18 protein-coding genes and 1 pseudogene are annotated in these 23,065 nt (G+C 73.9%); 7 read left to right on the top strand and 12 right to left on the bottom strand.

Translation table 11 applies throughout. The features are described 5' to 3' along the window. Nucleotides 1–133: 133 nt before the first annotated feature. From CP974_RS17280 to CP974_RS17290, 3 genes and pseudogenes are all read right to left on the bottom strand, one after another. Nucleotides 134–631, bottom strand: a pseudogene (locus tag CP974_RS17280) (SigE family RNA polymerase sigma factor); the annotation flags it as partial. A gap of 117 nt (nt 632–748) precedes the next feature. Continuing rightward, nucleotides 749–1,378, bottom strand: a complete 630-nt coding sequence (locus CP974_RS17285) for a hypothetical protein (protein ID WP_031133424.1) — start codon at nt 1,376–1,378, stop codon at nt 749–751. Nucleotides 1,379–1,489: 111 nt separating this feature from the next. Next, nucleotides 1,490–2,026 (bottom strand): SRPBCC family protein, encoded by a 537-nt coding sequence (locus CP974_RS17290; RefSeq protein WP_031133426.1) that lies wholly within the window; start codon nt 2,024–2,026, stop codon nt 1,490–1,492. 171 nt (nt 2,027–2,197) lie between these two features. Here CP974_RS17290 and CP974_RS17295 point away from each other — a divergent pair, with 171 nt between their 5' ends. Then, nucleotides 2,198–2,467 carry a DUF1876 domain-containing protein gene (locus CP974_RS17295; protein WP_031133428.1) on the top strand — a complete coding sequence of 90 codons (270 nt, stop codon included), beginning with the start codon at nt 2,198–2,200 and terminating at the stop codon, nt 2,465–2,467. 352 nt (nt 2,468–2,819) lie between these two features. Here the strand turns inward: CP974_RS17295 and CP974_RS17300 are convergent, their stop codons facing one another. After that, nucleotides 2,820–3,608, bottom strand: coding sequence for a DUF4232 domain-containing protein (locus CP974_RS17300; RefSeq protein ID WP_031133430.1), 789 nt, complete (start codon nt 3,606–3,608; stop codon nt 2,820–2,822). Between the two features lie 297 nt (nt 3,609–3,905). On the opposite strand from CP974_RS17300, the gene CP974_RS30705 reads away from it, so the two are divergent. Both CP974_RS30705 and CP974_RS17310 read left to right on the top strand, forming a co-directional pair. Next, complete coding sequence (locus CP974_RS30705; protein ID WP_223844670.1) at nt 3,906–5,780, top strand: transcriptional regulator; 1,875 nt, start codon at nt 3,906–3,908, stop codon at nt 5,778–5,780. Nucleotides 5,781–5,868: 88 nt separating this feature from the next. Beyond that, nucleotides 5,869–7,107 carry a protein kinase domain-containing protein gene (locus tag CP974_RS17310; RefSeq protein WP_158100707.1) on the top strand — a complete coding sequence of 413 codons (1,239 nt, stop codon included), beginning with the start codon at nt 5,869–5,871 and terminating at the stop codon, nt 7,105–7,107. 469 nt (nt 7,108–7,576) lie between these two features. On the opposite strand, the gene argS is transcribed toward CP974_RS17310, so the two are convergent. After that, nucleotides 7,577–9,367, bottom strand: a complete 1,791-nt coding sequence (gene argS / locus CP974_RS17315) for an arginine--tRNA ligase (RefSeq protein WP_031133434.1) — start codon at nt 9,365–9,367, stop codon at nt 7,577–7,579. 349 nt (nt 9,368–9,716) lie between these two features. Between argS and lysS the strand changes: the two genes are divergently transcribed. Beyond that, nucleotides 9,717–11,477 carry a lysine--tRNA ligase gene (gene lysS, locus CP974_RS17320; RefSeq protein WP_031133436.1) on the top strand — a complete coding sequence of 587 codons (1,761 nt, stop codon included), beginning with the start codon at nt 9,717–9,719 and terminating at the stop codon, nt 11,475–11,477. Nucleotides 11,478–12,039: 562 nt separating this feature from the next. On the opposite strand, the gene CP974_RS17325 is transcribed toward lysS, so the two are convergent. From CP974_RS17325 to CP974_RS17335, 3 genes are all read right to left on the bottom strand, one after another. Further along, nucleotides 12,040–13,644, bottom strand: a complete 1,605-nt coding sequence (locus CP974_RS17325; protein ID WP_150485823.1) for a DUF2637 domain-containing protein — start codon at nt 13,642–13,644, stop codon at nt 12,040–12,042. 113 nt (nt 13,645–13,757) lie between these two features. Beyond that, nucleotides 13,758–14,492, bottom strand: coding sequence for a hypothetical protein (locus tag CP974_RS17330; protein WP_031137096.1), 735 nt, complete (start codon nt 14,490–14,492; stop codon nt 13,758–13,760). A gap of 182 nt (nt 14,493–14,674) precedes the next feature. After that, nucleotides 14,675–15,613, bottom strand: a complete 939-nt coding sequence (locus CP974_RS17335) for a DUF3558 domain-containing protein (protein WP_150485824.1) — start codon at nt 15,611–15,613, stop codon at nt 14,675–14,677. A 171-nt stretch (nt 15,614–15,784) separates the two neighbouring features. Here CP974_RS17335 and CP974_RS17340 point away from each other — a divergent pair, with 171 nt between their 5' ends. After that, nucleotides 15,785–16,978, top strand: a complete 1,194-nt coding sequence (locus CP974_RS17340) for an RtcB family protein (protein WP_031136613.1) — start codon at nt 15,785–15,787, stop codon at nt 16,976–16,978. Nucleotides 16,979–17,021: 43 nt separating this feature from the next. On the opposite strand, the gene CP974_RS17345 is transcribed toward CP974_RS17340, so the two are convergent. Continuing rightward, nucleotides 17,022–17,789, bottom strand: coding sequence for an SDR family NAD(P)-dependent oxidoreductase (locus CP974_RS17345; protein ID WP_031136615.1), 768 nt, complete (start codon nt 17,787–17,789; stop codon nt 17,022–17,024). Between the two features lie 247 nt (nt 17,790–18,036). Continuing rightward, complete coding sequence (locus CP974_RS17350; protein WP_031136617.1) at nt 18,037–18,771, bottom strand: Mut7-C RNAse domain-containing protein; 735 nt, start codon at nt 18,769–18,771, stop codon at nt 18,037–18,039. Between the two features lie 922 nt (nt 18,772–19,693). Here CP974_RS17350 and CP974_RS17355 point away from each other — a divergent pair. Both CP974_RS17355 and CP974_RS17360 read left to right on the top strand, forming a co-directional pair. Continuing rightward, nucleotides 19,694–20,980: a hypothetical protein gene (locus tag CP974_RS17355; RefSeq protein WP_223844396.1), complete on the top strand. Its 1,287-nt coding sequence runs from the start codon at nt 19,694–19,696 to the stop codon at nt 20,978–20,980. Beyond that, nucleotides 20,968–22,125 (top strand): hypothetical protein, encoded by a 1,158-nt coding sequence (locus CP974_RS17360; RefSeq protein ID WP_031136622.1) that lies wholly within the window; start codon nt 20,968–20,970, stop codon nt 22,123–22,125. Before CP974_RS17355 ends, CP974_RS17360 begins: the two co-directional genes overlap by 13 nt. 220 nt (nt 22,126–22,345) lie before the next feature. Here the strand turns inward: CP974_RS17360 and CP974_RS17365 are convergent, their stop codons facing one another. Continuing rightward, complete coding sequence (locus CP974_RS17365) at nt 22,346–22,609, bottom strand: LapA family protein (RefSeq protein ID WP_085921504.1); 264 nt, start codon at nt 22,607–22,609, stop codon at nt 22,346–22,348. Between the two features lie 65 nt (nt 22,610–22,674). Beyond that, nucleotides 22,675–22,872 (bottom strand): DUF8691 family protein, encoded by a 198-nt coding sequence (locus CP974_RS17370; RefSeq protein WP_031136624.1) that lies wholly within the window; start codon nt 22,870–22,872, stop codon nt 22,675–22,677. Nucleotides 22,873–23,065 lie beyond the last annotated feature (193 nt).

Raw genomic sequence — 23,065 nt, forward strand, 5'->3', positions numbered from 1 at the left:
TGAGGGTTTGGGTGGGTGTGGGTGTGGGTGCGGGTGCGGGTGCGGGCGTGGGGGTGGGGGTGGGGGTGGGTGTCGTGTCGGTGGTGGGGGCGGTGGGGGCGGTGGTGGGGGTGGTGACGGCGGTGGTGGGGGTGAGGGCCGGGTGGGCTCGTAGCGCCTCCAGCCCCCGTCGCGCGTGGGTCTTGACCGTGCCCAGGGAGCAGTTGAGCACCCGCGCTATGTCCTGCTCGTTCAGGTCCTCCCAGTAGCGGAGCACCATCACCGCGCGCTGCCGCGGGGACAGGTCGGCGAGCGCGGCCATGAGCGCGGTGCGCTGGTCGATCGTGTCGGCGTGCCCCGCATGAGCGTGGCGCGCGGTGTCCGGCAGTAACGGGGTCAGCAGGTGGACGACCCGCCTGCGGCGGAGGCGGCTGAGGTTGTTGTTCACCAGGGCGCGGCGCACGTAGAGGTCGACCTCGTCGCGGGGCACCTTCGACCAGCGGCCGTACACCTTGGCCAGCGTCGTCTGCACCAGGTCCTCCGCCTCGTGGTGGTCCCCGGTGAGCAGCCGCGCGGTGCGTACCAGGCGCGGCCAGGCGGCCGTGGCGAAGGCGGCGAAGTCGGTGGCCTCGGCGTCGGACCCGTGCGGCACGGTGCTGAACCTCGCGTTCGTACGGCGGTGTGGGGCGGGGCGCTGCCGGGAGGGGCAGGGTGCGGGGGGCGGCGGGGCCCGCCCCGTGTCGGGCCCCGCCGCCGGTGCGGAGATTCGTCAGAAGGCGGGCAGCTCGGCGATGAGCCTGCCCGTGCGGTCGTACAGGGCCACGCCCTCGCCGCCCTGGTCCGTGGCGGGCGGCGTGCTCACGTACCAGACGCCCCATCCGGGCCTGCCCGGCAGCTCGAGCAGGGACGCGGGGGTGCGCGTGCCGTCGGCGGCGATCAGCTCGACGCGGGCGGCCCGCTTGGTGCCGTAGTACAGGCCCGAGTGGAAGACCCCCGTCTCGTCCCCCTGGGACTGGTGGCTGACGCCCGGCCGGCTCATGTCGATGTTGCCGTCGGTGACGCTGCGGAAGTTCGCGTAGCCGTCGGGGCCCGTCCAGTGCTTGCCGTCGCGGGTCAGCCAGAGCGTCCAGCCGTCCCCGCCGTCGACCCGCTCGCCCGGCCGGACGACCCGGAGGGTGGGGGCGGGGGTGGGGGTGGTGTCTGTGGTGTTGCTGGTGTTGGTGGGGAGCGCGGGTGGGGTGGGGGCGGCCGGGGCCGCGGGGAGAGCGGGGGCCGGGGCGGGAGCGGCCGGGGCTGCGGGCGGGGTGGGCGGTTCCGCGGTGGCGTACGCGCCGGTCGGTACGCCCACCAGTACGGCGGCGACCGCGACGGCCGCCGCGTACTTCTTCGTCCGGGTCATGGGTGCGGGTCTCCTCGATGCTGCTGCGGGTGGATGCGACGGAGGGGCGCCTCTCCACCCGTACAAACCCCGGCCGCGGCGTACCCGGATGACACCGCGGCCGGGGTTTCCTCAGCCGGCGCTCTCCTCGGCCAGCGCCTTGATGCCCTGGAGGGTGGTGGTCATGTTCCTGCTCAGCTCGTCCAGACGGGCGGCGATGATGGCCTCCTCCCGGTCGGGGGCGCTTTCGATGACGCGGCTGAGACCGGAAGGGGCGGGGCCCAGGCGGACGGTCTGGCGGAGGACCGTGGTGCCGTCCGCGGCGGGGGACAGCTCGAAGCGCCAGGACGCCAGGGGACGGGTGGGGTCGGGGGCGGCGTCACCGAAACCGCCGTCCGGGTCGGTGACGGCCCAGGCGAAGGCGCGGTGCTCGACCAGTTCGACCACGTGGGAATGGGTGCGCCAGGTGCCGGCGCGGGGGTGGCTGTTGTGCCCTTCGAACCGGGCGCCGAGGGCGGGCGCGGAGGCGCCGTCCAGCCAGGTGGCGCTCTTGAGCTCGGGGCTCAGGCGGGCGGGGAGCCCTATGTCCGTCACCAGCTCCCAGACCCGGGCGGGCGGTGCGGCGATGGTCGTCTCGGCGGTCGCGGTGGGGCCGTCTGCGTAGCGCATGGGGGGATCGTAGGGGCGCCTGGACGGGGTGCGGGACGGGTTTTCGGGGCGGGTGGTGGGCGCGCGGGATGGGTGGGGTCGGTGGGGCGGTGGGCGAGGTGAGGGCGGCCCGGAGGGGCGGAACGGCGGGAAGCGGAGCACCCTGGAAGGGAGGTACTGGAGGTGTTCCGTATGCACACGCTAGTCGGATGGCACGTCGACATGGAGTTCCAGGAGGACGGCAACCGGACCAGGGCCGCCGCTCTCGTACGGCTCGGGGACGGGACCGAGGTGCGGGGGCACGGGCAGGCCCAGCGCCACCCGACCGACTCCGAGCAACTGCGCGTCGGCGAGGAGATCGCGGGCGCCCGCGCCCTCATGGACATCGCCACGCAACTGCTGCAGAAGGCGCATGTCGAGATCGACGAGGTGAAGGGGAAGCCTTCCCGTCCGCTGATCTGAGGCCCCCGCCTCGGAGCCGGGCACCCTGGGGCTGCGGGGCTGCGGGGCTGTATGGCTGCGGGGCCGTGAGGCTGCGGGGCCGTGGGGCCGTGGGCTCGTGAGGCCGTGGGGCCGTGAGGCAGGGGTCCGTTCGGCCGGGCGGCTGTCGCGGGGGCTCGGGACCGCACCGCGGCGAGGGCGGGACGGCGCTGTGGTGCGCCGTCCCGCCCTGATCGGTCCTTGGGCTGTGTCGTCGTTCGTCCTGCCCTTGGCCGTCCTGCCCTTGGCCGTCCTGCCCCTGGCCGTTCTGCCTGTGGTGGCCCGGTTTCCGGGCGTCTGACCGGTCGTCCCGCGCGGTGCCGGCGGGGGCCGCTCAGAAGCTGAGGGCGTCGTCCAGGCTGCTCTGCCAGTACGTCACTGCCACGTCGTCCGTCTTGTACGTGCCGGCCGGGAGCTTCACCGTGGCCGGCGCGCCGACCGACCCTGAGGCGTCGCGGGCGGCGAACAGCACGCTGAGCCGCTTCGTGACCCGGCCGTTCGCCTCCTCCGGCGCGCGCTCACCGCTCAGGATGACCGACGCGTACGCGGCCTCGCCGGGTGCGAGGGTCACCACGGCCTGCGGGCGGCTGCCCTCGACGAAGCCGGGCGCCGCCTGCTCGTCGTCGAAGCGGAGGAGCGGGGCCGCGTACGCGAGGCAGGTGCGGGAGCCGGTGTTCTGGGCGGTGATCAGCAGATGGTTGATCGGGCGGGTCGGCCTGGTCACGGTGACCCTGGTGTTCGCGCTGGTGCAGGTGACGAAGGAGGCGGGGGCGGCGGCCTTGTCCTTGGCGGCCGGCTTCGCCTTGTCGCCGGTGCCGGTGCCGGTGCCGGTGCCGGTGCCGGTGCCCGTGCTTGTGCCGGTGCCGTCGTCGTTCAGGGAGGTGTGGCGGGGGCGCGGGGTGCCGCTGCCGGTGGTGTCGCCGGTCCCGGCGGTGCCCGCCTCGGGGGTGGCCTTCGCGTCGGCCTGGGTGGCCGCGCCGACGGGTGCGGTCGAGGCGGTGACGGCCGGGGTGCCGGACGCGGCGCCCGCGTCGGAGCCGCCGTTCTGGCAGGCGGTGAGCGACAGCGCGGCCAGGAACGCGGTCGCGGCGGCGGCGGTGGTGCGGGTGCGGAAGGTGCGCATGGTGGTTCGTACTCCCCGTTTCGTATGGCTCAGTGACGGTTGATCAGTGCGATGACGATCGCCGTGCAGGCGATCAGCACGCCGACGGCACAGGCGTCGACGAGCGCGAAGCGGCGGTCTGCCCGCATCGGTGCTCCCGTCTCCGGTGGTGCTGGACACACCGTGCCGAGCCGCGTGATCTGGGGGCAATGCCCACGGGACAATGAGGGACGCTGGAACGCCGAAACCGCTCTGACCTGCACGGTCGCCGGGCGCCTGGAATGCGTTCCTGGAACGGGCGCGGAAGGGGAGGGCGCGGTGGCGAGCGGGATGGACGGCTTCGCGGGAGCGTTGCGGAGGCTGAAGGAACGGTCCGGGCTGAGCTACGGCGCCCTCGCCGGGCGGGCGCACATGAGCGCGTCGACGCTGCACCGCTACTGCAACGGCGACGCGGTGCCGACGCGGTTCGCCCCCGTGGAGCGGCTCGCGCGGCTGTGCGGGGCGTCGCGGGACGAGATGGTGGCCCTGCACCGCGCCTGGATCGTCGCCGACGAGGACCGCCGCCGGAGCCGGGCGGCCGGCCCGGAGCGGCCGGCGGCGGGGGGTCCGTCCGGGGCGGGGCCCTCTGCGGGTGCGGGGTCCGCGTCGGGTACGGCGGCCTTTGTCGCCGGTGCGGAGGTCACTTCCGGTACGGGCGCACCCTCGACCGGGGCCGCGGGCGCCGGTACGGCAACCCCCGAGGGCCCCGCGCCCGGCGGGGGCGCCCCACCGCACCGTCCGGGCGACGTCACCCACGCCGGTACGGGCCCCGGAACCCGGCCGGACAGCGGTACCGCTCCCGGCCCGGAGACGGACGGGGCCGAGCCACCGGTCACCGCACCGCGGATCCCGCACCGAACCGGAAGCGACCGGCCAGGCGGGCACCCCGCAGGCGGGCCCGCCGGTGCCGACCGGCCCGCAGAGGGCCGCCCCGCGACCGACCGGCCCGAAGGCGAAGGTGTCGGCACCGACCGGCCCGGGGGCCACCAGCCCGCCACCGGCCGACCCGCGACCGACCAGCCCGCCGCCGCACAGCCCGAGACCGGCCGACCCGCGACCGACCAGCCCGCCGCCGTACAACCCGACCCCGACGGCCAAGGCCCCGACCCCCACGGCCCCGACCCCGACGGCCAAGGCCCCGACCCCGCCGCCGTACAACCCGACCCGGGTCGGCCGCGCACCGATCGGCCCGGCGGCACCAGCCGCGCCCGGCGGCGTGTCCGGGTCGCCGCGGCCGCCGCGGCCGTCGTGCTCACCGCCACGGCCGCGGCCGCCGCCCTCGCCCTGACCCTGCACTCCGGCACCGGCGAGGGCGCAGCCGCCATGGACGGCGCGCGACGGGCCGTCTCCCCCTCCCAGGCGCCGGGTACCGCCCGCCCCACCGGTACGCCCAACCCTTCACCCTCACCCTCTCCCACCGCCGCCCCGGCCCTGCCCCCGCCCGCCACTCCCCTCCCCTCCGCGGACCGGACGGGGCCCGCGCCGTCGCGTGCGGCCGGGCCCGCCGGGGGCGTGGCGGAACGGCGGCGCGGAGGCGCACCGCTGACCGTGGACGTCCGCCCGTACGTCTGGACCCACCCCTGCGACCAGGCGTACGTGGTGGACCGGCCGGCCGACCGGATGCCGCCGCCGCCCAGTGAGCAGGGCGCACGCAACTGGATCACCGGACTGGGCGGGGCGCCGGGTGAGAACGTGCTGACGGAACTGGCCGTCCAGGGCACCGGCGAGGAGGCCGTGGTGCTCCACGCCCTGCGCGTGCGCGTGGTGGACAGGGCCGCGCCCCTGCCCGGCAACGCGTACTGGATGGGCGTGGGCTGCGGCGGCGAGATGACGCCCATGGGCCTCGACGTCAACCTGGACGCGGCCCAGCCGCGCGTCGTGCCGGTCGCCGGCCGGCAGGGCGACCGGGTGATCCCGGCGAGCGACTTCCCGTACAAGGTCTCCGCGACCGACCCGCAGGTGCTGAAGGTCACCGCGCACACGGCGGGGCACTCGGTGCGCTGGTACCTGGAGCTGGAGTGGAGCAGCGGCGGTCGGCAGGGCACCCTGCGGATCGACGACCGCGGCCGCCCCTTCGAGGTCAGCGCCCTCACGGGCCGGCCCCAGTACGGCTACCTGCTGGGCGGCAGCGAATGGCTCCCGATGGACGGGTGACGGGGCATGGCCGGAGCTCGCTCCGACGAACGCGGCTGTCCCCGAAGACGGGCCCCGTCTTTCGCCCCCCTCGCCTACCATGCCGGCCATGGGGGAGTTATTCGCTGTCGGATCGACCGTGGCCCATGGCCGCTACCGGATCGTGGACGTGATCGGCGGCGGCGGGATGGCGCAGGTCTATCGCGCCCGGGACGAGCGGCTCGCCCGCTTCGTCGCACTCAAGGGAGTGCGAGGGGACCTGCTCCACGACTCCGGCTGGACCACGCGCTTCCAACGCGAGGCCCAGACCATGGCCGGGTTGAGCCACCCGAACATCGTGGCCGTCCACGACGCGGGCGAGGAACAGCGGCCCGGCGCCGGCGGCCGGTCGATCCCGTACCTGGTGATGGAGCTGGTACCCGGCCGATCCCTCGCCGATCTCCTGCGCGAGCGGGGGAAGCTGCCCCTTGCCGAAGCGCTGCGACTGGCCTCACAGGTACTGTCGGCCCTGGCCGCGGCCCATGCGCGAGGCGTGGTGCATCGTGACATCAAGCCGGCCAACATCCTGCTGACCGAGGACGGGGCGGCGAAGGTCACCGACTTCGGGATCGCCGCGGTGGCCGATCGCACCGCCCTCACCCGTACCGGCACTGTCGTCGGAACACCGCACTACATGTCCCCCGAGCAGGTGGAGGGGCGCCGGGACATCGACGGCCGGTCCGACCTCTACTCGGTGGGCGTCCTGCTCTTCCATCTGCTGTCGGGCCGCGTGCCGTTCGACGCGGACTCGGCCTGGTCCATCGGCTACGCCCATCTCCACACCCCGCCGCCGACCCTGGCCTCGGTGGGCGTCATCGTTCCGGCGCCCGTCGAGTCAGTGCTCGCCCGAGCTCTGGCGAAGAACCTGGAGGACCGCCACCAGGACGCGGCCGCGATGCGGGCGGCGATCGACGTGCTGGTCCATGGGGAAGACGAGCAGGGGACCCGGTCGCAGGGCACCTCCCCGTTCACCCTCGATGATCTCTTCTCTCAGGAATCCCGCTCGTCCGCGCGGCCACGGCCGGGGGTCCGGCGTACGCCACTCGTCAGACTGGTGCTACTCGTGCCAGTGCTCCTGGCCCTCGGGTGGACCATGCGCGCGATGATCGTGGACAGCGAGAACGTCGGCACGATCACCCTTGTCTCGGCGTGCGCCGTGGCCTGGACGTGGCTCGCCTTCATGCGGAAAGCCGAGCCGCCCCCGCCGGGGCGGCCGATCGGCTGGGTGCAGTTGATCGCAGGGGTCTCAGTCATGTTCCAAGGGATGATGACGCTGATGGGGCTGGTGCTGCTGATAGCAGGCGGGTAGCTGCGCATCATGGCGGACATGGCCTACGGCATCCAGGACTGGTGGACCGAACTCGCCTCGTTCGTGTCCGTCAGCCTGGTGTGCGCGGTTGTCCCGACGTGGCTCTGGTCCGCCGCGAAGAGCGGCGGCGAGGCGACCGCCAACGGCTGGGGCCGCATCGGTCACCGGCGTGCTCGTCGGTGTGTGGGCTGCCCGCAGGTACCGCCGCCGCCATCAGGCCGGGTAGCGGCCGACCCATGCGAAAGGGCGCCGCACGCTCCATCGCGTGTGGCGCCGGTCGTGCCTCGCCGCCGCGCGCGGAGCTGCGAGGCGCCGCCGCGTCGTGGCTCGGTGGCCGGACCGCACGAACGCGGCCGGCCCGTGGAGGGGGCGGCCGCGTGTCGGGGGCTGGGGCGCCTGCCCGGGCCTGAAGTGGCCCGGTGCGGCTCGGGTCCGCGTGGGCGGGCCCGAGCCGCTCGGGTCAGTCGGGTCAGAGGCGCTCGGGGGTGCGGATGCCCAGGAGGGCCATGCCCTTGCTGAGCGTCCGCGCGGTCAGGTCGCACAGGAACAGCCGGTTCTCCACCTGCTCCGGGGTGTCCGCCTTCAGCACCGGGCACTCCGCGTAGAAGGTCGTGAACAGCGACGACAGCTGGTACAGGTACGCGGCCAGCTTGTGCGGCTCGTACGACGCGGCCACCTCGGCGATCACCTCGCCGAACTGGTCCAGGTGCAGGCCGAGCGCGCGCTCCGCCGGGGCCAGCCCCAGCTCCGCGTGGGCGGCCGGCTTCGCGTCGCCCGACTTGCGGACGATGGACCGGATACGCGCGTACGCGTACTGGAGGTACACCGACGTGTCGCCGTTCAGCGACACCATCTGGTCCAGGTCGAACTTGTAGTCGCGGACCGCGGAAGTCGACAGGTCGGCGTACTTGATCGCGCCGATGCCCACCTGCGTGCCGCGCTCGGCGATCTCCTCCTCGGTGAGCCGATCGGCCTCCGGCAGGCTCTCGGCCTTCTCCCGGACGACCGACGACGCCCGCTCGACCGCCTCGTCCAGCAGGTCCACGAGCCGGACCGTCTCGCCCTCACGGGTCTTGAACGGCTTGCCGTCCTTGCCGAGGACCGTGCCGAAGGCGAGCTGCACGGCCTTCACGTCGTCGCCGAGCCAGCCCGCCCGGCGCGCCGTCTCGAAGACCATCTTGAAGTGCAGCGACTGCCGGGCGTCCACCACGTACAGCAGGGTGGTCGCGCCGAGCTTCTGCACCCGGTCGCGGATGGCGGACAGGTCGGTCGCCGCGTAGCCGTAGCCGCCGTTCGACTTGCGGACGATCAGCGGGACCGGCTGGCCGTCCGGGCCCTTCACGTCGTCGAAGAAGACGCACAGCGCGCCCTCCGAGCGGACCGCGACCCCCGACTCCTCCAGGAGGCGGCACGTCTCGTCGAGCATGTCGTTGTAACCGGACTCGCCGACCACGTCCGGGTCGCGGATCTCCATGTCCAGCTTGTCGAAGACCGAGTAGAAGTAGATCTTCGACTCGTCCACGAAGCGCTGCCACAGCCGCAGCGTCTCGGGGTCGCCGGACTGGAGCAGGACGACCCGGTCCCGGGAGCGCGCCTTGAACTCCTCGTCCGAGTCGAACAGCGCGCGGGACGCCTTGTACAGCCGGTTCAGGTTCGACATGGCCTCCTCGCCGGAGGTCTGCGCGTCGCCCGTGTCCGCCTTGTGGTCCAGCTCGTGCGGGTGCTCGATCAGATACTGGATGAGCATGCCGAACTGGGTGCCCCAGTCGCCGATGTGGTGGCGCCGGACGACCTTCTCGCCCGCGAACTCCAGGATCCGCACCATCGCGTCGCCGATGACGGCGGACCGCAGGTGCCCGACGTGCATCTCCTTCGCCACGTTCGGCTGGGCGTAGTCGATCACCGTCGTGCCGGGGTGCTCCGCGGACGGCACGCCGAGGCGGTCGTCGGCGGCGCGGGCCGCCAGCGTCTCCACGATGGCACCGTCGCCGACGGTGATGTTGAGGAAGCCGGGGCCGGAGACCTCGACCTCCTTCAGCACGCCGTCGTCCGCCGGGAGCGCGCCGACGACCTGGGCGGCCAGCTCGCGGGGGTTGCCCTTCAGCTTCTTCGCGAGCGCCAGGATGCCGTTGGCCTGGAAGTCGGCCCGGTCGCTACGTCGCAGCAGCGGGTCGGCGGAGCCGGCCTCCGGCAGGGCTGCCGAAAGGGCGTCCGCGAGGCGCTGCTGCACGGTCGAAGCGAGGGAAGGGACCGAGGCCATGAGCTTCCGTTCCTGAGTCGGGGTCTTGGGCGGGGCTGGTGGTGCGCCGGTGTGCCGTGACCGGGCGGGCTTCGTGTCCGCCGTGTCCGGCCGGGGCTTTTCCGGTTGTCAAGTGTCCCATGGTCGAGCAACCTCTTTCCCACACGTTTCCCAACCTGTGGACAACCCGGCGGAACGAGTCCCGCCTGTGGACAACCTCCGGCGCGGTCGTCCCGTCTGGGAGAATGTGCGAGGGGCGGCGCCGCCCTCGGGCCGACCCGTCCGGAACTCTTCGAGGGCTCCTCGGAGGCCCCCGGAGATCCTTCGGAACACTACGAACCCGCAGTACACCCACACGAACACCAAGGACGTGCCGATCGTGGCTCAGAGCAGCACCGAGACCGACTGGGTCTCCCGTTTCGCGGACGAGGTCATCGCCGAGTCGGAGCGACGTGCGCCTGGCAAACCGGTCGTCGTCGCCTCCGGCCTCTCCCCGTCCGGCCCCATCCACCTGGGGAACCTCCGCGAGGTCATGACCCCGCACCTGGTGGCCGACGAGATCCGCCGCCGCGGGCACGAGGTCCGGCACCTGATCTCCTGGGACGACTACGACCGCTACCGCAAGGTCCCGGCCGGCGTCCCCGGTGTCGACGGCTCCTGGGCCGAGCACATCGGCAAGCCGCTCACCTCCGTCCCGGCCCCGGCCGGCTCCCCGCACGCGAGCTGGGCTGAGCACTTCAAGGCGGCCATGGTCGAGTCGCTCGCCGAGCTGGGCGTCGAGTTCGACGGCATCAGCCAGACCGAGCAGTACACGAGCGGCGCCTACCGCGCGCAGATCCTGCACGCGATGAAGCACCGCGCGGACATCGACGCGATCCTCGACCGGTACCGGACGAAGGACAAGGCCACCGGCCAGCCGAAGGCCAAGGCGCAGCCGAAGCAGAAGCAGCAGAAGCCGGTCGACGAGGCCGAGCTGGAGGCAGCCGAGGGCTCCGGCGCCGCCAGCGAGGACGACGGCTCGGGCGGCGCGGCCGGGTACTACCCGTACAAGCCGTACTGCGGCCGCTGCGAGCGCGACCTGACGACCGTCACGTCGTACGACGACACGACCACGGAGCTGACGTACGGCTGCGTGTGCGGCTTCTCCGAGACCGTGCTGCTCAGCGAGTTCAACCGCGGCAAGCTCGTCTGGAAGGTCGACTGGCCGATGCGCTGGGCGTACGAGGGCGTGATCTTCGAGCCCAGCGGCGTCGACCACTCGTCGCCCGGCTCGTCGTTCGTCGTCGGCGGGCAGATCGTGCGCGAGGTCTTCGACGGCGTCCAGCCGATCGGTCCGATGTACGCCTTCGTGGGCATCTCCGGCATGGCGAAGATGTCCTCCTCCAAGGGTGGCGTGCCCACGCCCGCCGACGCCCTGAAGATCATGGAGGCGCCGCTGCTGCGCTGGCTGTACGCCCGCCGCCGGCCGAACCAGTCCTTCAAGATCGCCTTCGACCAGGAGATCCAGCGGCTCTACGACGAGTGGGACAAGCTGGAGGCGAAGGTCGCGGACGGCACGGTGCTGCCGGCCGACGCCGCCGCGCACTCCCGCGCGGTCCGCACGGCCGCCCGCGAGCTGCCGCGTACGCCGCGCCCGCTGCCGTACCGGACGCTCGCCTCGGTCGTGGACATCACGGCCGGACACGACGAGCAGACGCTGCGCATCCTGAGCGAGCTGGACCCGGCGAATCCGCTCTCCTCCCTGGACGAGGCCCGGCCGAGGCTGGACCGCGCGGAGAACTGGATCACCACCCAGGTCCCGGCCGAGGCCCGCACGATCGTGCGCGACGAGCCGGACACGGAGCTGCTGGGCTCCCTCGACGAGCAGGGCCGCGAGTCGCTGCGGCTGCTCCTGGAGGGCCTGGACAGCCACTGGTCGCTGGACGGCCTGACGACGCTGGTCTACGGCGTGCCGAAGGTCATGGCCGGACTGGACCCGGAGGCGAAGCCGACGCCGGAGCTGAAGGCGGCGCAGCGCGACTTCTTCGCCCTCCTGTACCGCCTGCTGGTCAGCCGGGACACGGGCCCCCGCCTCCCGACGCTGCTCCTGGCCGTCGGCGCGGACCGCGTCCGCAAGCTGCTGGCCGCGTGAGGGCCGGACCGGACGGGCCCGGTTGGGCGGTCCTGGTTGTGCGGTCCGGGGTGGTCCGGTCGGGCGGGCCTGCTGGGGCCAGCCCGGCTGGGCGTGCTCGGCCGGACGGGTCCGGTGTGACGGGTTCGGTGTGACGGGTCCGGTGTGACGGGTCCGGTCGGACCGGTCCCGTAGGGCTGACGGGCTGACGGGGGTGTCCTGCGGGACGTTCCCCGGCGACGTCGTGAAGGGCCCCACCCTGAGGGTGGGGCCCTTCACGCGTCGCTGCGCGTGCGCCATCTGCGCGGTGTCGGCCTGCGGGGCTCGGGCGAGGGCGGCGGCCAGCAGGGCGTAGGCAGGCGGCGAGGATGACGGCGACGCGGCCGTAGTGACCAACGCGGAAGCGCGGCGGCGGATACGGGACGTTCCGCAGAGGCGGTGGGGGTGGCGGGGATTGCCTTGCCGGTGGGGCCGGTGGGGCCGGTGGGGCCGGTGGGTGTGGTCGGTTCGGAGGGTTCGTGGGTTCGGTGGGTGCCGGTCACCGGGGCGTCGGGCGCGCGGCGCGTGGGCGCCGGGGCCGCCGTCAGGCGATGTGGTCCTCGGGCATCTCCGCCTGGTAGCGCGCGATGAAGTCCGGGTACATGCGGCGCAGCAGCCCGGTGGAGCGGGGATGGTGGAGGCCCTGCGCGGTCGCCAGGTGGTGGATGAGGGCGTCGATGGCGGGCGGGACGCGGTGCTCGTCGGCGTACGCCTGGAACGCTCCGTAGGCGGCGTGGAGGTACTCGGCCTCGTTCACCTCCGGGACCTCGTCGGCTCCCTCGGTGTACGCGGCCGGGGCGTAGGAGCCCGTGTACGCCGTGTGCTCCTGCGGGGCCTTCGGCGCCGCGAACCAGGGGCTGACGTGCTCGGCGGGTGCGGGCGGCTGCCCGGTGGGCGCGGGCTCGGGGTGGGGGCCGGCCACCGGCTCGTGCTGGGGCGCCGACCGGGGTGCCGGGACGGACTCGGGGTGGGCCTCGGGACGCTCGTGGTGCGGGTGGGCTTGGGGCTGGTGGTGCTCCGGGGCCGGGGCGGCTGCCTGGGGCTGAGGCTGCTGGTGCTCCGGGGCCGGGACGGCTGCCTGGGGCTGCTGGTGGGCCGGTGCCTGGGCGGGGTGGGGTGCCGTCGGATGCTGGGCGGGGGAACCGGGGGCCTGGGCCGGCTCGGCGGCGGGGTTCCCGGTGGCCGGCCCGGCGGGGGCCTGGGCGGTGGGGTCCTGGGCGGTGGTGGTGGCGGGTGCGGCGGTCGGGGCCGTGGGGGCGTGCTCCTGGGGCGCGCCGGCCGGCGGGACGGGGGTCGGGGCCTGGGGGAGTTCCGCCACCGCCGCGGCGGCCAGCGCCACGGGCGCCTCCTGGGCCGTCACCGCCGTCACCGCCGCGGCGGCCGGGACCGCCGTGACCGCCGGTGCGTGCGCGTCCGGGGCCGCCGAAGCCGGGGCCGCCGGGTTCGGGGGCAGGAGCACCGGTTCGATGCCCGCCGCGGCCAGGCCCGCCGGAGCGGTCTCCGCGAGCGGGACGCCGTACTTCGCGAGGCGCAGCGGCATCAGCGCCTCCACGGGCGCCTTGCGCCGCCACGCGCGGCCGAACCGGGCCTGGAGGCGTGCCTGGTAGATCAGCCGGTCCTGCTCCAACTTGATGACCTGCTCGTACGACCGCAGCTCCCACAGCTTCATGCGCCGCCACAGCCGGAAGGTCGGCACGGGCGACAGCAGCCACCGGGTGAGCCGCACGCCCTCCATGTGCTTGTCGGCCGTGATGTCGGCGATGCGGCCGACGGCGTGGCGGGCCGCCTCGACGGCCACGACGAACAGCATCGGGATGACGGCGTGCATCCCCACACCGAGCGGATCCGGCCACGCGGCGGCGCCGTTGAAGGCGATGGTCGCGGCGGTCAGCAGCCACGCCGTCTGCCGCAGCAGCGGGAACGGGATGCGGAGCCAGGTCAGCAGCAGGTCCAGGGCGAGCAGGACGCAGATGCCGGCGTCGATGCCGATGGGAAAGACCAGCGAGAAGTCGCCGAAACCTTTCTTCTCCGCGAGTTCCCGCACGGCGGCGTACGAGCCCGCGAAGCCGATGCCCGCGATGATCAGGGCACCGGCGACCACGACACCGATCAAAACGCGGTGCATCCTGGTCAGTTGCATGGCGGCCACCCGCGTTGCCTCCCCTGGTTCGCCTCAGCGTTCGCGCGCACAGCCTGGCACACGCGCCAGCGATCCGGCCGCCCGGGGGAGGCCGGATCCTGACGGTGCAGGGCTACCGTCGGTTACTTGTTGGCGGCGGTGACGGCGGCGATGGCGTCCTTGACGGCCTTCACGGTGCCCTCCATCAGCTCGCCCGCGGCCGGGGCCTTGGCGCCCGCGTAGCCGGTGCCGTTGTAGGAGACGGTGACCACGACGTTCTCCGCGCGGGCCACGATCACGCCGTAGCGGAAGGTCTCGCCCGTCTTCTTCAGGGAGTAGCTGATCGCGCGGGCCTCGTTGCCGACGCCGGGCGCGGAGGAGGTGCGCAGGTCGATGGCGCCCTCGGTGGCCTTCACCTCGGCGACCTTGGCGACGTACTTGTCCTGGGCGCGCTTCTCGCCGCCGCCGAGCGTCTGGTCCGAGTCGAAGCGCAGGAACGAGACGTCGAGCCAGCGGTAGTCGGAGCCCTTGACGCCGTTGTCCTCCAGGCCGTTCCAGGAGCAGTTGCCGCGGGCGTTGAGGTCGGAGGACTTTCCGGGCGTACCGGCCTTCTTCTTCACCTCGGGGACGAGGTCCTCGACCGTCTTGGCGGTGACGGCCTTGCACGCGTCGGGCAGCTTGGCGTACTTCGCCGGGGTGACGCTCGGCGCGGGCGGCGCGGACGAGGCGGGCGCGGCCGAGGCGCCGCCGGCCGCGGGCGCGGAGGGCGACGCCGACGCCTCGGGGGCGTCGTCCGACGAGCAGCCGGTGGCGACCAGCATCACCGGGACGGCGGCGCAGGCGAGTATGCGGGTGAGACGCGGGGCTGATCGGTGCATGGTTCCTTCAGTCGCTCTGTCGCTTGTCGTACGAGTCGCTCGTACCGGCCTGTCATACGGTCCGGTCGTACGGTCCGGGCGATCCGGCCCGGCCACGGTAGCCCGTCCCGGCACCCCGCCGGGGGCGGCCGGTGCGGGCGGGGGCGCCGTGCGCCGGCGGTCCCCGCAGCCCGGAACGCGGGTCACTCGTCGAACCGCTCGGCCAGACCGACCGCCAGCCGCCGCGCCCTGTCCTGCAGTTCCTCACTGTCCGGAACGTCCCCGACACGCGTCGGCTGCACCGCGTACCGGACGGTCACGATCACGTTCGATGTGCGGAAGACCACGCTGACGACCCGCTGCTGGGTGGCCGAACCGGCGGGGGACAGGCGGTCGTCGAGGAACGCCGCGTCGCCGAGGTCGGCGAGCGTCCGGGGCTGAAGCCCCTCGGGCGGCCCCGAGGGGCCGGGGGAGGGGGGCGCCGTCGCCGCGGGGCCGGTGGGGGCGACGGTCTGCGCCTGCTCGCCGGCGGTGCCGGCGGGGGTGCCGGCGGTGGCACTGCCCGCGGCGAGGGACGTGCCGGTCCCGCTGCCGCCGGGGGCCCGGGCGGTGGCGCCGGGGGCCGGGGCGGTGCCGGTGCCGCCGGGGGCAGGGGCCGCCGGGGCGGGGGCCGTCGAAGGCGGTGCGGCGGGGGCGATGCCGGCTGCCGACTCCTTGGTCGTGTACACCTCCTGCGCCCGCGTCTCGTCGCTGACGGCGGGGTCGTAGGAGACGACCCGCTCGAAGTCGAGGGTCAGGTGCTGGATCGCGTCCTGGCCGTCGGCCTTCCAGGTGCACCCGACGCGGCGGTCCGTGTCGTACGTGACGGCCGCCGTCCCGCGCAGGACGCGGTCGCGGCGGTCGGTCGGGAGGGCGGTCACGGCGGGCAGCATCTCGCTCAGGGTGGTGCGCGAGACGGAGCCGCACGGCTCGAACAGGGTCCGGTAGCGGCCGGGTTGGGCGACGGCCTCGGCGGCGGTGCCGGCCTTGGCGTCGATGCCCGACCCGCTCGCGCCGGAGCCGGAGCTGCACCCCGCGAGGGCGGTCGCGCTGAGTGCCGCGAGGAGCGCGGCCAGACCGGTTGCGTACGCCCTTCGCTGCAAGGTCCCGGGCTCCCTTCCCTGCGGTCACGGTGAAAACAGCTTGCCGGTGATCGGCGGCCGGTGAACACAATGTGTATCGCACGCGCGCCGTTGCTGCCGGTCTGCTGTCACTTATGTCAGTTCTGGCGCCGGATTTTGCGCTTTCTGACTTTTCTGGGGGATCGAGGGAGTATGGCGTACGTCGAGGTGCCGGGCGAGAAGGTGCCCATCCGGATGTGGGCGGACCCGGCCACGGTGGAGGGCGCCGCCCTCCAGCAGCTGCGGAACACCGCGACCCTGCCGTGGATCGAGGGGCTCGCCGTCATGCCGGACGTCCACTTCGGCAAGGGGGCGACGGTCGGGTCCGTCATCGCCATGCGCGGCGCCGTCTGCCCGGCGGCGGTCGGCGTCGACATCGGCTGCGGCATGTCGGCCGTGCGGACCTCGCTGACCGCCGGCGACCTGCCGGACGACCTGTCGGGGCTACGCGCGCGCATCGAGCGGGCCATCCCGGTGGGCCGGGGCATGCACGACGAGATGGTCGACCCGGACCGGCTCGCGGGCTTCGCGGCGGCCGGGTGGGACGACCTGTGGGCGCGGTTCGGCGGTGTCGCCGAGGCGGTCAGGTTCCGTCAGGAACGCGCCACGAAGCAGATGGGAACGCTCGGAAGCGGTAACCACTTCGTCGAGGTCTGCCTGGACTCGACCGGTTCGGTGTGGCTGATGCTGCACTCCGGTTCGCGGAACATCGGCAAGGAGCTGGCCGAGCACCACATCGGCGTCGCCCGCGCGCTCCCGCACAACCAGGACCTGATCGACCGGGACCTCGCCGTCTTCGTCGCCGGCACCGACGAGATGGCCGCCTACCGCAACGACCTCTTCTGGGCGCAGGAGTACGCGAAGTACAACCGCTCCGTCATGATGGCGCTCCTCAAGGGCGTGGTCGCCGCGGAGTTCGAGAAGGCCGGCGTGACCTTCGAGCGGGAGATCTCCTGCCACCACAACTACGTGGCGGAGGAGCGGTACGACGGCAAGGACCTGCTCGTCACGCGCAAGGGCGCGATCCGCGCGGGCAGCGGCGAGTACGGCATCATCCCCGGCTCCATGGGCACCGGCTCGTACATCGTGAAGGGCCTCGGCAACGAGAAGTCCTTCAACTCCGCCTCGCACGGCGCCGGCCGGCGTATGAGCCGCAACGCCGCCAAGCGGCGCTTCACCACGCGGGACCTGGAGGAGCAGACGCGCGGGGTGGAGTGCCGCAAGGACTCGGGCGTCGTGGACGAGATCCCCAGCGCGTACAAGCCGATCGAGAAGGTCATCGACCAGCAGCGCGACCTCGTGGAGGTCGTCGCCAAGCTGAAGCAGGTCGTCTGCGTGAAGGGGTGAGGGGGCGCCGGGGCCGGGAGTCGCCGGGGCCGGGGCCCGGGGGTCAGATCTCCCGGTGCACCTTGTGGTTGGACGCCTGGGCGCGGGGCCGGACGACCAGCAGGTCGATGTTGACGTGCGGGGGGCGGGACACGGCCCAGGCGATGGTGTCCGCCACGTCGTCCGCCGACAGCGGGTCGGCCACGCCCTCGTACACCTTCGCCGCCCGCTCCGTGTCGCCCCGGAACCGGGTCGTGGCGAACTCCTCCGTCTTCACCATGCCGGGCGCCACCTCGACGACCCGCACCGGTGTGCCGACGATCTCCAGGCGCAGCGTCTCGGCCAGGACGCGCGCGCCGTTCTTCGCCGCGACGTACCCCGCGCCGCCCTCGTACGTGGCGTGGCCGGCCGTGGAGGACACCACGACGACCGTGCCGGCGCCGCTCGCGGTGAGCGCGGGCAGCAGCGCCTGCGTCATGTGGAGGGTGCCGAGGACGTTCACGTCGTACATGCGGCGCCAGTCCTCGGGGTCACCGGTCGCCACCGGGTCGGCGCCGAGCGCGCCGCCCGCGTTGTTCACCAGGACGTCGCAGCGGTCCAGCGAGGCCGCGAACGCGTCGACGGCCGGGCGGTCGGTGACGTCCAGGGCGTACGCCTCGGCCTGGTGGCCGGCCCCGGTCAGCTCGGCGGCCAGCGTCTTTATGCGGTCCTCGCGGCGGGCCGTGAGCACGACACGGTGGCCGGCCGCGGCCAGGTGGCGCGCGGTCGCGGCGCCGATGCCGCTGCTGGCTCCGGTGACGACGGCGACGGGCAGGGCGGCTGCGGCGGTCATGGCGGGGTGCTCCTCGGGGCGGCGGCGAGCGGTACGGCGCCAGCATAGGCGCGGCGCCCCGCCCGTGGGATGTACATGATCATCGAGGTTTCCGATGGGCCCGGCCGGGATTTCCGTTCGGCGGCCGGTGCTCCTCCGTCCTCCGGAGGGTCCCGCGCCGCCGTGTCCGTCAGGCCGGTCCCGTCAGGCCGGTCCCGTCAGGCCGGTCCCGTCAGGCCGGGCCGCCGTGTCCGTCAGGCCGCGTCCGTCAGGCCGGGGCGCCGCCGAACTCGCGCAGGGCCGTGCGGACGATGTCGTCCAGCCGTGCGTGGTGGGCGCCCCGCCAGTAGACGCGGTCGCACGCCGTGCAGCGGGCGAACACGTCGTACGTCCGCCGCGTGCCGTGCTCCAGGCGCTCGCGCACCTCGTCCTTGTCCGCGTCCGTCAGCACCCCGTTGCAGGCCGTGCACCGGGTCCACGGCGCCAGCGGCGGGGCGAACCGCTCCAGCACGTCGCGCAGCTGCTCGTCGGGCCGGTGGCTGTACACGTAGGCCCCCGCCCACAGTTCGCGGCGGCGCAGCAGGCCCCGGTCGCGGGAGAGCATGACACGGCGCTCCCGGGCCGACTGGGCGGCCAGCGCGGCGTCGCCGACGTCCTCGCTCTCGTACGCGGCGTCGACGCCCAGCAGCCGCAGGCGCCGGGCGAGGGTGCCGAGGTGGACGTCGAGCAGGAAGCGCAGGGGCGCGCCCGGCACCTCCTGGGGGCGGCTGACGCCCCGCACCTCGACCTCCTCGCCCGCCGCCGGCACGTGCGCGGCCGGGACCGGCGCGCCGTCCACGAGCAGGGCGCCCACCTCGGTGAGCGGTACGCCGAGGGACTCCACGACGTGGCCGAGCGTCGACACGCCGTCCGTCACCAGGGCCGTACGCCCACCGCGCCGCGGCGCCGGGACGAACAGGCCGAGGGCGGGCGCGAAGCTGATGTGGATCTCCGGTCCGTTCACGCGGCCAGGATGCCACCGCGGGCCCCGGCGGCTCCACGCCGTTTCCGGGCCACGGCGAGGCGGACCCGCCGGCGCGCGGCCGACGCGGTCGGCGGGCCGCCTCCGTGTGGTCGCGCCGGCCGCCCCCGGAAGCCCGGCAGGACGCTCCACCCGGCCTCGTGCAGGCCCTCACCGTCGGTGATGTACGGCCGGGAGCGGGGATTCCGCCGCGGGCCGTGTGCCGGGGGCGATACGGGAGATCACCTGCCCCGGCGCGCGTGCCGGGTCGACCGGCGGCGCGCGGTGACGGCGCAGGCCAGGAGGCCGAGGGCGGTCACGGTCGGCTCGCTGTAGCCGGCTTTCCTGGCCGGCTCCGCCACGCTCCTGGACTGCCCGCCGTGCTTCTCCAACACTCTCAGGACGGCCCGCTCGCTGCGTCGCAGCTCCGGTGGTGCCTTGGTGGTCAGGGCCAGAGCGTACGACCTTCACCTCGCGCAAGCAGGCCCTTCGGGAGCACCGCCGACACGATGCCCCGCCACGCGCACACGCAGCGCAGGACGACGCCTCGGGCCGGACGTCAGGGTACGAGGAAGACAACCCCGCTGCGGGTCCGGTCACCAACGACGTCGAGCGCCCCCCGTGTAATCCAGCCCGACCTGACCGTCCCCCGGGCAACCGCAAGGAACGCAACCGCAAGGGCACAGTCCCCTCCGCCGCCAGCATCCACCGCGCCCTCGCGGAACACGCGAAGGTCGCTCCCCGCACCCGCGGGCATGATCCCTCCGGCAGGGCCGTCGGAGCCTGCGGGCCTATCGGCCGGCTCAGCGGGGCACCGCCGGTCGGCCAGTGGTGGCGGGCGTTCTTCCCCGGTCTATGGAACCCGTCGTCGGTTGGCATCCGGGAGGCTCTGTTAGTGTGCCTGACCGGTTGCACGGGGGAAAGTGTGTACGAACTCATGCGGGACGAGCGGATATCAAAGCGGCTGGTCCGCGCGCTGGTCGGCGTTGTGGCCCTGGGGCTGATCGCCGCGGGTTGCGTCCTCGCGGTCGCGATCGTCCGCGAGGAGCAACGAGACGAGAACCTGGCCCAGCTGGGACGGGCGTGTGCCGGGCTGCTGCCCGAGGTGCAGCTGGCCGAGTTCGTGGCGGACGACAGCGCGGGAGTGCTGGAGGAGTACGGCACGATGCTCGACCCGGGCCAGGAGAGCCGGGCGCTTGTGGACTGCGCGTTGTCCTGGGGCAGCGGCGTGTGGGAGCCCGAGGCACAGGTCAAGGTGCGGGCCGAGGCCCTGCTGGACGGCAGGGACCACGGGGACGCGAAAGCCCCGGACGATCCGAGCGACTTCGTGCTCCCACTGCCGCCCGGCGTGCGCGGCAGCACCGGGACGGAGGAGCGCATCGTCGGCAGTGAGGTGTACGCCTCGCTGTGGGTGGCGTGCCCGAACGGGCTGCGCGGCAGGCGCCTGCCGTCCAAGGAGCTGCACGTCACGGTGGCGCTGCCGTCGACGGCTGAGTTCGACCACGAGGTCACGCCCGGCGAGCACCTGGCCGCCGCCCGCGCGGCCGTACGTATCGCGAACTGGGTCACCGAGCGGCAGAAGTGCGGCAGCGCACCGATCGGGACGGCGGGCACGGCCGTCGCCGAGGACCGTGAGACGCCCACGAAGCCGTGCCGCTGGCTCGACCCGAAGGCGCTGGGCTTCGCCGAGGGCCCCGGTTGGAAGGACGACTCCGACCGGACGCACGCCTGGACCTTCAACGGCGACGCGGCCCACCTCCCGCAGGCGGCCTTCTGCGCCGGCGCGCTCGAAGGCTATGCCTCCTTCCGCGACGAGATGCCGGTGGTCCAAGTCGAAGCGCGCAGCTGGTCCGGGGAGGCCGCGCTCGGCGCGTACGAGCGGTACGCCGCCGACGAGCGCGTCCCGGCACGGCCGGCGAAGCCAGCGTCCGCCTCCTTCACGTACACGGGGCTGCCGCCCGTGCTGGCGCTGTGGGCGGAGTCGGTGTGCGACGGCGGCCGGACCTACCACCGCGTGGCCGTCACGCCGGACCTCCCCGACCTGGACGAGAAGGACCCGAAGCTGACTGTGGCCAAGAAGGCACGCGAGCGGTTCTCCGCCGATGCCCGCGCCGTGCTCGACCGCTATCTGGCCGCTGACGGCGGCTGGGCCGCGCGGTCGCATTGCCGTGACACCAGGATTCTGGGAGAGGTGGAGGAATGGGGGCGCTGAAGCGGCACGCGGGCAAGGCGGCGGTCGCGGTCCTGGCACTGGTGCTGGTGGCCGCCGGGGTCATCGGGTGGGGTGGCTTCTACGAACGCTGGCAGACGCGGCGCCTGGTGGAGCGGGCGTGCGACGGCGTGCTGCCCGTGGACCAGGTCCTCGCTCTCCTGGGCGAGGGGGATCTGACGCGCGGCCGGTTGGACGACAAGGACGGCGGCGACCGCGTGGGCGCGCTCGACGACCCGAAGACAGGACTGCGCGTGCAGTGCACGGTCCTGCGGGAGGTCGAGCGCAACGCCGGCAAGCCGGTACGCGACGGCTCGGTCACGGTCACCGTCAGCGGCGTACCGACGCCGAACCGCGAGGACCGGCGCGAAGGGCTCTATCCGGGCACTCGCTCCGACCTGCCTCCCGCACCGCTGGGCCAGGGCTGGAACGGTGTCGTCAGCACCGGTGCCGACAGGGCTTACACCGCCGTGCTACTGGACTGCCGCGGGCGCGCGAGCGACCTGCTCGTCACCGCTGCAGTGGAGGTCGAGGACCGGTCACTCGACAACCCCCGGCACAGGCTGGCCTTCTCCCGGATTGCGACCGCCACGGCGACCGAAGCAGCCCGCCGCTACGCCTGCGACACCCCGCTCGGCAGGCCCCTGACCACGGCGCCACCGCTGTCCGTGAGCAAGGACGAGTACGTCGCCCCGGCGCAGGCGCGCGGTACGTGCGCTGGTGTCCCGGCCCGAGACCAGCGGGTGGCCCGTGCCTGGGAAGCCACGGGCGGCCCGGCGCCGCTGGAGGAATGCCACCTGGGCGACTCTGAGGGCCATCCGTCCTACGTACTGGAGGCCGGATACGGGCCCTACGCGGAGGAAGCGAAGTACTGGGCGTTCGAGCGGCGCGGCGAGAAGGCCCCCGGGGCGCGGGCGGGCGAACTGCTCACCGCCGGGTACTGGACCAGCACGACCTGCGACGGCGGGCAGCAGGCCTTCTTCACCGTCGTCCCGGCGGGCGGCGGCGCCTACCGGCCGGCCGAGCAGCCCGCGGACGACGTGGCCTACGAGCGGGCCGCGCTCAAGGCGTTCGCGGAGCGGTCGGCCAAGGCCCACGGCTGCCCGGCACCGCCCGCACCACCCGCCTCTGGTGAGGCCGAGCAGTGACCGATGGCACCTCGTCGCCGCGGGGCTCGATCTCCGACATTGTGCCGGGCAACGAATGACCGGCGATCGTGTCGGCACTGGTCAGGAGAGACAGACGACGGCGAGATGAACGAGCCGGTCACAGATACCATCCGGCCTCGCGCAGGCCCTCACCGTCCGTGATGTGCGGCCGGGAGCGGGGATTCCGCCGCGGGCCGTGTGCCGGGGGCGATACGGGAGATCACCTGCCCCGGCGCGCGTGCCGGGTCGACCGGCGGCGCGCGGTGACGGCGCAGGCCAGGAGGCCGAGGGCCCACGAGATCAGCAGGGCTACCCACAGAGGCATGGTCACGAGCGGGATGAGCAGCCGGATCTCGACACTCGCGCGGTTCTCGAAGATGAAGACCAGGGCGACGGCGGTGATCAGGACGAAGGGCAGGAGCCGGCGCACGGCGGGGCGCGAGAAGAACGGGGTGCGCCCCTGGTCCGGGCTGGTGTGAGTCATGAGGTGTCGCTCCCTTCACGGTCCGCGCCACGGCGGCGGGGTCCTCCGCGACGCGGGGCCGCCGGTCACTCCGGCAGCCGCCGCATCTCCACCACGCGCAGTCCCAGCGACTGGCAGCGCGCCAGCAGGCCGTACAGGTGCGCCTCGTCGACGACCGGACCGTACAGGACGGTCTGGCCCGACATCTCCACGCGGGACAGCTCCGGGAACGCCTTGGCCAGCGTCTCCGACAGATGTCCCTCGACCCGGATCTCGTAGTGCACGAGGCGTCCTCCCGCGGGCTGTCCGCGACGGGTGGAATGCGTCCTTCCTCCTGATCCTGCGCCTTCGCGCCCCCCGCGGCCTCACCCGGCAGAGGTGAGCCGGCGTCGGCCCGCCCGGCGGCAGCCGTACGGGGGCGGGCCCCCGGCGCTCAGCGCGGTACCGGGCGCCCGGCCCGGCGCCCGGCCCGTTCGG

Origin of the sequence: Streptomyces fradiae ATCC 10745 = DSM 40063 (assembly GCF_008704425.1) — a bacterium.
Classification (GTDB): Bacteria; Actinomycetota; Actinomycetes; order Streptomycetales; family Streptomycetaceae; genus Streptomyces; species Streptomyces fradiae.

Excerpts from the sequence above, each read along its gene's own strand:
- CP974_RS17285 (WP_031133424.1), bottom strand. The coding sequence starts at position 1,378 with ATGACCCGGACGAAGAAGTACGCGGCGGCCGTCGCGGTCGCCGCCGTA.
- CP974_RS17290 (WP_031133426.1), bottom strand. The coding sequence starts at position 2,026 with ATGCGCTACGCAGACGGCCCCACCGCGACCGCCGAGACGACCATCGCC.
- CP974_RS17295 (WP_031133428.1), top strand. The coding sequence starts at position 2,198 with ATGCACACGCTAGTCGGATGGCACGTCGACATGGAGTTCCAGGAGGAC.
- CP974_RS17300 (WP_031133430.1), bottom strand. The coding sequence starts at position 3,608 with ATGCGCACCTTCCGCACCCGCACCACCGCCGCCGCCGCGACCGCGTTC.
- CP974_RS17310 (WP_158100707.1), top strand. The coding sequence starts at position 5,869 with ATGGGGGAGTTATTCGCTGTCGGATCGACCGTGGCCCATGGCCGCTAC.
- argS (WP_031133434.1), bottom strand. The coding sequence starts at position 9,367 with ATGGCCTCGGTCCCTTCCCTCGCTTCGACCGTGCAGCAGCGCCTCGCG.
- CP974_RS17330 (WP_031137096.1), bottom strand. The coding sequence starts at position 14,492 with ATGCACCGATCAGCCCCGCGTCTCACCCGCATACTCGCCTGCGCCGCC.
- CP974_RS17340 (WP_031136613.1), top strand. The coding sequence starts at position 15,785 with ATGGCGTACGTCGAGGTGCCGGGCGAGAAGGTGCCCATCCGGATGTGG.
- CP974_RS17345 (WP_031136615.1), bottom strand. The coding sequence starts at position 17,789 with ATGACCGCCGCAGCCGCCCTGCCCGTCGCCGTCGTCACCGGAGCCAGC.
- CP974_RS17360 (WP_031136622.1), top strand. The coding sequence starts at position 20,968 with ATGGGGGCGCTGAAGCGGCACGCGGGCAAGGCGGCGGTCGCGGTCCTG.
- CP974_RS17365 (WP_085921504.1), bottom strand. The coding sequence starts at position 22,609 with ATGACTCACACCAGCCCGGACCAGGGGCGCACCCCGTTCTTCTCGCGC.